The 7,989-nt window shown below is 53.8% G+C and carries 4 protein-coding genes and 1 rRNA gene (1 of these 5 running past the window's edge); all 5 read right to left on the bottom strand.

The window, feature by feature from the left end; genetic code table 11:
- Positions 1-209: ribosomal RNA gene (locus AC1AY0_RS07650) — 16S ribosomal RNA — on the bottom strand; it reaches 1,321 nt to the left of the window's first position.
- A 667-nt stretch (positions 210-876) separates the two neighbouring features.
- On the bottom strand, positions 877-1,377 hold the full coding sequence (locus AC1AY0_RS07645) for a GNAT family N-acetyltransferase (protein WP_476523586.1): 501 nt from the start codon (positions 1,375-1,377) through the stop codon (positions 877-879).
- Between the two features lie 57 nt (positions 1,378-1,434).
- Entirely contained in the window at positions 1,435-3,312 is a 1,878-nt protein-coding gene (locus AC1AY0_RS07640) for an oleate hydratase (RefSeq protein ID WP_476523588.1), read from the bottom strand.
- A 110-nt stretch (positions 3,313-3,422) separates the two neighbouring features.
- Positions 3,423-4,304, bottom strand: coding sequence for an aldo/keto reductase (locus AC1AY0_RS07635; protein ID WP_476523590.1), 882 nt, complete (start codon positions 4,302-4,304; stop codon positions 3,423-3,425).
- Between the two features lie 85 nt (positions 4,305-4,389).
- Positions 4,390-7,944, bottom strand: coding sequence for a DNA polymerase III subunit alpha (dnaE, locus tag AC1AY0_RS07630; protein ID WP_476523592.1), 3,555 nt, complete (start codon positions 7,942-7,944; stop codon positions 4,390-4,392).
- Positions 7,945-7,989 lie beyond the last annotated feature (45 nt).

The following is a 7,989-nucleotide window of genomic DNA, read 5'->3' as shown; positions in this document are numbered from 1 at the left end:
CTTTCCCAGAAGACCATGCGATCAACTGGAACATCCGGCATTACCACCCGTTTCCAGGAGCTATTCCGGAGCATGGGGCAGGTCGGTCACGCATTACTCACCCGTTCGCCACTCTCACCCCCCAGCAAGCTGGAGGGATCCCGTTCGACTTGCATGTGTTAAGCACGCCGCCAGCGTTCATCCTGAGCCAGAATCGAACCCTCCACAAAAAAACACGAAAAATGTCATTGCAGAAAGCATCCGAAAAGATGACTCTCAAAACAAAAATTGACGAGAACGTCCTAATAAGGAAAGGACGCTCACACAAAAAACCTCATTCCGATTCAACCAACCAAGGACCCGACGGACAAACCATCAGGCTCGGAACAAGCTGGCAATCATTGACTATAAAGAAGTAGTACAAACACGCTCTTGAGTTCTCAAACCACCACCACACCAGCAGGCAACCCCTCTTCAGGAAGAAGACCCGCCGTGCCGAGCGGCAACAGATGAATAACCTACACGAAAACCCAAACCAACGCAAACCGGCATGACAAACCGACGCTGAAACCGTTGCAACGACAGCGTTCCCACGGCGTGTCGCAAACAAGCCAAACCAAGACCAAACAACACCGTTAGCATTAGATTACGCTCGTTTGACGTGCCATTGTGGAACGAAATCAGTTGTTCATGGGCGTGTCATGAGAATTCACCCCCGGTTCAACTCCCCTCAGTCGGCCTGCGCCGACAGTTCCCCTCAAAGAGGGAAGCCAAAGAGGAGGGAAATCCCCTGCTTCCACATACGCAGACGGCTCCCCTCAAAGAGGGGAGCCAGAAACTGGGACTTCTGGTTCGCATACGCGGCAGCCATCACTCATAAGGGAGGCGGACAGCGCGTTAGAACGTCAAGCGCATTTGGTGCCATACCACGTTACCGTGGGTGGAATCGGAGATACCTTCATCCTGGTAACCGAATCGCGCATAGAAACCCACAAGCCGATCCTTGCAGGTGAGCACCAGCCCTTTGTGTCCACGTGCGCGGGAATCCTCAATCACCTGCTGCATCAGCATGCTTGCATAGCCGTGGTGCTGATACATCGGTGCAGTATCAACACCAAAAATCATCTGCCAATCGCCATGCGGGTCATGCTGGGTAGCGTCCTCATACATGTCATCGGTCAAGTCACGACGATTGGTAGCGAAACCATTGATAAAGGAAGCAACAGCATCGCCATCAGTCAACAGCCAAAAACATTCCGGATATGACTGCAACCGCTCTTGAATCGATGCTCGACTTGCCGCCTCCGCTGCAGGGAAACATTGTTCCTCAATAGAATCCAATGCATCCAAATCAGCAATAGTAGCGTGGCGAATCATCCAAGTTTGCGGTGCAGTCATATTCGAATTCCTTGTATTTATGCAGTGTCAAACCAATAGTGCCAGATAAACCAGCAATCAGATGACGTGGTACTCCTTGAGCAGGGTGGCGATATCTGTGCCATCGAGCTTCTTCAGCACCTTGCCAAGTACTGCACGCTCAACAAAGTTGAGCTTCATATCCGTCACAGGAGCACCGTCGCGCAGTTTGACCGTGGCATTGAGCAGATTGCGCACGTCGTATACGCTGCCCCACACTTCCGGAACACCGCGATCCACATCAAGCAAGGTGTATACCGCTTCCATACCGGTGCGCATCGAATACTCGGTGGTGAAAATCGTGTCGCGAGGGGTTTCTGCGAACTGGCCGAGGAACGCGAAGTTCACCGCGCCATCCGGTACCACGTCCGGGCGGTCACCAGCTGCGCGAGGCATGAAGAATGCTGTGATATATGGCATCATGACTGGCACAGTGTTGGCGTGGTTCTTGGCGAGCGCCTCAATCTTGTCGGTGGGCACGCCCATGTGGTAGAGCCATTCCTCGCAGATTTCCTCACCAGTGCATTCGGTCATCGGCTTCTTCACATAGTTGCCGGGCTTATCCGGGAACAAGCCGTAGACCCATACGCACAGCTGATCCTTAGGCTGATCACGGAACTGCTGCTGACGGTTCAACGTCCAGCTCAATAACCAGTTGGAATCGGTTACGGTCACAATGCCGCCGGTGACCACGTGACCAGTGAACGGGTCGCGCTTGCAAATCTTCTGAATGTACGGCGGAATTTCCTTATCCAGTGTGGTGACGGTAGCGCTCATCCATTTGGTGGCTTGCGGGTCGGAGCAGAACTTGTCTGGATGGCCGAAGCTGGGGTCCTGCTTGGCAATGTTGCGCCACATATCCCATCCGCCGCCCGGCTTCAAATCCGGATTCCATGCAGCCGGAGAATTCTGCGAACCCATCGTGGAGTTCTCCACACAGCCACCATTGGTGATGAATACCAAATCATTCTCAGTCAGATCAATTGAAGATTTCTCACCCTCATGGTCCACATCAAGACGAACGGCAAGCTTCTTGGTCGGCGAGCTGAATGGGTTGCGCTTGAACACGCCAGAGGTGGCCTGAATCTTCAAAATCGTATCCTGGCCAACGCCGGTATGCTCACGCTTCGGCCCATCGCCACCGCCAATAGCGAATTCGACATTCTCCACCTTGGTGTTGTAATGGAACTCCACGCCGTGGCTTTCCAGATACTTGACCATCGGCAGAATCATCGATTCATACTGGTTGTACCGGGTGAAGCGCAATGCGGAAAAGTCCGGCAGACCACCGATGTGGTGGATGTAGCGCTTGATGTACAGCTTCATTTCCAGTGCGGAATGCCAGTTTTCAAACGCGAACATCGTGCGCCAGTACAGCCAGAAGTTGGAGTTCAACACTTCATCATCGAAAAAATCGGTGATGGGCTTATCGTAGAGCTCTTCATCCGGTGTGAAGAAGAGCTTCATGATTTCCTGAGAAGCTTTGTCGCTTAAGCCGAACTTGCCTTGGAATCCGGCGTCTTTACCGAGGTCTTTGGTGGCACGGCAGAGGGAGTAATTCGGGTCTTCCTTGTTGAGCCAGTAGTACTCGTCCAGTACGCTGACGCCTTCGGTTTCGATGGAGGGAATCGAACGGAACAAATCCCACATGACTTCGAAATGGTTGTCCATTTCTCGCCCGCCGCGCATCACATAGCCGAGTCCTGGAATATCCGCACCATCACAGGCACCGCCTGGAACCGGATCTTTCTCGAGAATGTGAATATGATTGCCCGGCATCTGACCATCGCGCACCAAATAGCAGGCTGCGGAAAGTGCGGCAAGTCCAGTGCCGATAATGTAGGCATGCTTGGAGTCGACGCCTTCCGGCTTCTTTGGACGAGCGAAGGCCTCATAGTTACCGTTGGAATAGTACATAACACTCCTCCTTTGGAGAGTTTGTTGACATTGCGTCAACCTTTTGATGGACATCTTGTCGCATTATTGCTGAATTCGCTATAGGCAACTTGCAGCGTCGTGTGGAATTATCAGATATTGCCACGCACGTGCTGATCAGCCCACGACTGGGAGTGCGTAAAAGTAGCTGGATTGGCGCTCACGTTACCGTTCGGCTCGTCCAAGGTATCAATGGCAGCGAGCTCTGCCGCAGTCAAATCGAAGTCGGCGCTGGCAAGATTTGCGCGCATACGCTCCACATGCTTCGACTTTGGAATAATAATGCGGCCTTCCTGCGTATGCCAGCGCAACACCACTGCCGCTGGAGTAACGCCATGCGCCTGAGCTGCTGCCACTACTGGAGCGGATTCAATATCCTTGCCATGGCCCAGCGGACTATATGCTTCAGCAACAATGCCATGCGCCTTGCAGAACGCAAGATTGCCCGGTTGACTGAAGCGAGGATGCACTTCGATTTGATTGACCGCAGGAGCTTCGCCGGAATCCTCAATAATCGCGCGCAAATGCTCAGGCAAGAAATTGCTGACTGCAGGCACGCGAATCGCACCCTCATCACGAAGCTTCAGCAGTGCGCGCCACGTTTCCTTATAGAAACCAGCAGCAGGGAAAGGCCAATGAATCAGATACATATCAATGACATCGACCTTGAGCTTTTTGCGCGATTCCTCAAACGCCACCATTGCTGCATCGTATCCCTGATCGCAGTTGCGTAGCTTCGTAGTCACCCACACTTTGCCGGCCATGCCTGTGGCTTTGAGCGCATCACCCACCTGTGCTTCGTTGTAATACGCGGCAGCAGTATCGATATGACGATAGCCAATTTCCAAAGCTTCCTCAACGGCACGTTGCGTATCTTCCGGAGGAATCTGGAATGTTCCAAATCCAATTTGCGGAATGACTGACTTAGCCTTGTCTCGCAACGTAATTGTTGGCGATTCGAGTTGCTGGCTCATCTGTATCGCTCCCCCTTCAGGACGATTCATATTCCACGCCCATTGTAGGTTTACGCGATTGCCAGCACCAGCATTGACTCGAATCTCATGCAGCAGGCAAGCAGCTAGGGCCGAAGAGGATTTTGATTTCGGCAAATAGCGAAGTATCTCGCTTCACACGGAATCGATCGCCAAAGGTCAGCACCTGAGCGTTGCCTTTTTCATCCATTACAGCAAGGTGCACTTCGCTATATCCAGGATGTGAAGCAAGCACTTGGCCCAAACGAGCCATACGATCCAGTTCCAATGCCACAGTCGGCAAAGTGATAACCAACGGTCGCTCATCTTCCGCTTCCAGAGTTGGCACCTGCATTTCCGTAGCTCGCAGTGAAACGGTTTCGTCGCGCAATTCCACCTGTCCACGAATCTGCACTACGGCGTCCACCGCCAGCTCAGCGGCAGCGGCCTCGTACACCTTGCCGAAGAACATGCATTGGATACTGCTCTCCATGTCCTCGATAGTAACAATGGCCCATGGGTTGCCCTTCTTGGAGACTCGACGATCCACGCCAGTGACCAGACCAGCCAAGGTGACCTGTTGGCCGTCCGGCATGGTCTTGGCCCTATCAATCAAATGGGCAATGGACATCTCCCTGAGGCTTGCGAGCACCGACTGCATACCAGAAAGCGGATGGTCGGATACGTACAGGCCAAGCATTTCGCGTTCGAAATTGAGCTTGGTTTTCTTATCCCACTCCTCCACGTCCGGTACGGTCACGGAAGCGTCGCCCATGGCTTCCGCTCCCCCGTCATCATCATCGGAGAACAGATCGAACTGGCCCTCAGCCTGCTTGCGCTTCAGGCTCACTACCGAATCGATGGCGGCCTCATGCACGGTGAATAGTGCACGACGGTTTGGGTCAATCGAATCGAATGCACCGGCTTTGATCAGCGATTCCACCAAGCGACGGTTCAATGCTGTCAATGGCACACGGCGAATGAAGTCCATGAAGTTCACGAACTTACCGCGTGGGCCCTCGCGTTCGGCGATGATATCCGCCACCGCTTTTTCGCCGACATTGCGGATTGCACCGAGGCCGAATCGTACGACGTCGCCGACTGCGGAGTACTCGTACACAGATTCGTTCACATCCGGGGAAAGCACTTGGATGCCCATGCGGCGTGCCTCACCCAGATAGAGCGCGGTCTTGTCTTTGTTCGTGGCTGCACCTTGCAACAAAGCAGCCATGAATTCCACCGGATAGTGGGTCTTCAAGTATGCAGTCCAGTAAGAAATCAGACCATAAGCAGCGGAATGCGCCTTATTGAACGCGTAGCCGGAGAACGGAACCAGAATATCCCACACCGCGTTCGCAGCTTCTTCGGAATAGCCGTGCTCCTTCATGCCCGCGAAGAACGGCACTTTCTCCTTGGCCAGCACTTCCGGCTTCTTCTTACCCATGGCGCGCCTGAGCACGTCTGCCTTACCCAGCGAATAACCAGCAAGAATTCGCGCGGCAGACTGCACCTGCTCCTGATAAATAATCAGACCATACGTCTCGTCGAGCACCTGCTTCAATGGCTCTTCGAGTTCAGGGTGAATCGGCGTAATCTTCTGCAAACCGTTCTTACGCTTCGCGTAGTTGGTATGCGAGTCCATTGACATAGGGCCCGGACGGTACAGAGCGATAAGTGCGGAAATATCGTTGAAGTTATCTGGCTTCAACGTTTTGAGCAGGCTTCGCATGCCATCGGAATCGAGCTGGAACACGCCCAACGTATCACCGCGAGACAACAGTTCATACGTCGCCTTATCGTCCAACGGAATCTTTGTATAGTCGATGGCCGGCTTGCCGTTTGACTCGATGTTCCTCAACGTGTCATGAATCACCGTCAAGTTGGATAGGCCAAGGAAATCCATCTTGACCAAGCCCAGCGTTTCACATGTGTGATATTCGAACGTGGTTGTGATCGTGCCGTCGGTACGTTCCAGAAGCGGCGATGTATCCGTAATCGGAGCACTACCCATGATGGTGGCGCACGCATGCACACCAGTCTGGCGAATCAGGCCTTCAATACCCTTCGCTTCCTCGGTAATGCGGCGAGCATCCGGGTCCGACTCATAAAGCTCGCGGAACTCTCGTGCCTCCGCATATCGCTTCGCGGTCGGATCGAAGATGTCATGCAGGCTAATATCCTTACCGCCCGTAGCTGCAGGTGGCAACGCCTTGGTGACTTTCTCGCCTACCGAGAACTCGTAGCCCATGATTCGAGCGGAATCCTTCAGCGCCTGCTTGGTTTTGATGGTGCCGTAGATCACACACTGCGCGACCTTGTCAGTGCCGTATTTCTCACCGCAGTATTCGATGACGCGGGCACGGCCTTCAGGGTCGAAATCCACATCAATATCCGGCAGGCTCACACGCTCCGGGTTCAGGAACCTCTCGAAGATCAGGCCATGCTTCAGAGGGTCGAGCTCGGTAATGCCCATCGCATACGCGACCATGGCGCCTGCAGCGGAGCCACGGCCCGGCCCCACCATGATGCCGTGATCCTTGGCCCACTGGATGTAATCAGCCACCACGAGGAAGTAGCCGCAGAACTGCATCTGGCAGATCACGCCGCACTCATAGTCCGCCTGCTTCAGCACTTCCAGCGGCGGATTACCGTCATAACGCTTTTCGAGGCCCTCCTCGACCTTCTTCAAGAACAGGCTGGTCTCATCCCATCCTTCAGGGCAGGGGAATTTCGGCATGAACGCGCCATCTTCATGATCGTCAAACATCACATTGCAGCGCTCGGCAATCCTGAGCGTATTGTCGCAGGCCTCGGGATGTTCTTTGAACAGGGCACGCATCTCCTCGGAGGTCTTCAGGTAGTAGCCAGTACCATCGAACTTGAATCGGTCCGGATCATCCAGACGAGAGCCGGAGTTGATGCACAGCATTGCATCCTGTGCACCTGCATCTTCCGCGTGTACGTAATGCGAATCATTTGTCGCCAGAATTGGAGCATCCAGTTTCTTGGCAATCGTTAGCAAATCTTTGGTCACTTGGGTCTCAATCTTCAACCCATGGTCCATCAGCTCGATAAAGAAATTATCGCGGCCGAAAATATCCTGCATCTCGCCAGCAGCGCGCAGTGCCTCATCAAACTGACCAAGGCGCAAACGAGTCTGGATAATGCCGGATGGGCAGCCTGAGGATGCAATCACGCCTTTGGAATAGGTGGCAAGCACTTCCTTATCCATACGCGGGTAGCGCATCACGCGACCTTCAAGGTTGGCCACTGAAGAAGCCTTGATGAGATTCACCAAGCCTTCATCGGTCTCCGCCCACATCGTCATATGGGTAATCAAACCGCCACCGGACACATCATCGCGACGCTGAGCCTCAGTGCCCCAATGCACACGGGACTTATCCTGGCGAGCGGTCTCCGGGGTTACATAAGCCTCGATACCAATAATCGGCTTAACACCGTTGGCCACGCAATTGGTGTACATCTCGTATGCGCCATGCATGTTGCCGTGATCGGTGATGGCAACGGCCGGCATGCCTAGTTCCGCGGCACGCTTCGCCAATGCTGGAATCTTCGAAGCGCCGTCCAGCAGCGAATAGTGCGTGTGGTTGTGCAGATGTACGAAGTTCCCCATTTCAGCCATGCGTTCCACCATACCGCACGCTCTGCTCAGCAACTCTTGACTGTA

Source organism: Bifidobacterium sp. LH_416, assembly GCF_056357055.1.
The sequence above is the reverse complement of the archived record's forward strand: the minus strand, read 5'-3'. Positions and strand labels throughout refer to the sequence as shown.

Coding starts and splice junctions, on each gene's coding strand:
- AC1AY0_RS07645 (WP_476523586.1), bottom strand. CDS start 1,377: ATGACTGCACCGCAAACTTGGATGATTCGCCACGCTACTATTGCTGAT.
- AC1AY0_RS07640 (WP_476523588.1), bottom strand. CDS start 3,312: ATGTACTATTCCAACGGTAACTATGAGGCCTTCGCTCGTCCAAAGAAG.
- AC1AY0_RS07635 (WP_476523590.1), bottom strand. CDS start 4,304: ATGAGCCAGCAACTCGAATCGCCAACAATTACGTTGCGAGACAAGGCT.
- dnaE (WP_476523592.1), bottom strand. CDS start 7,944: ATGGCTGAAATGGGGAACTTCGTACATCTGCACAACCACACGCACTAT.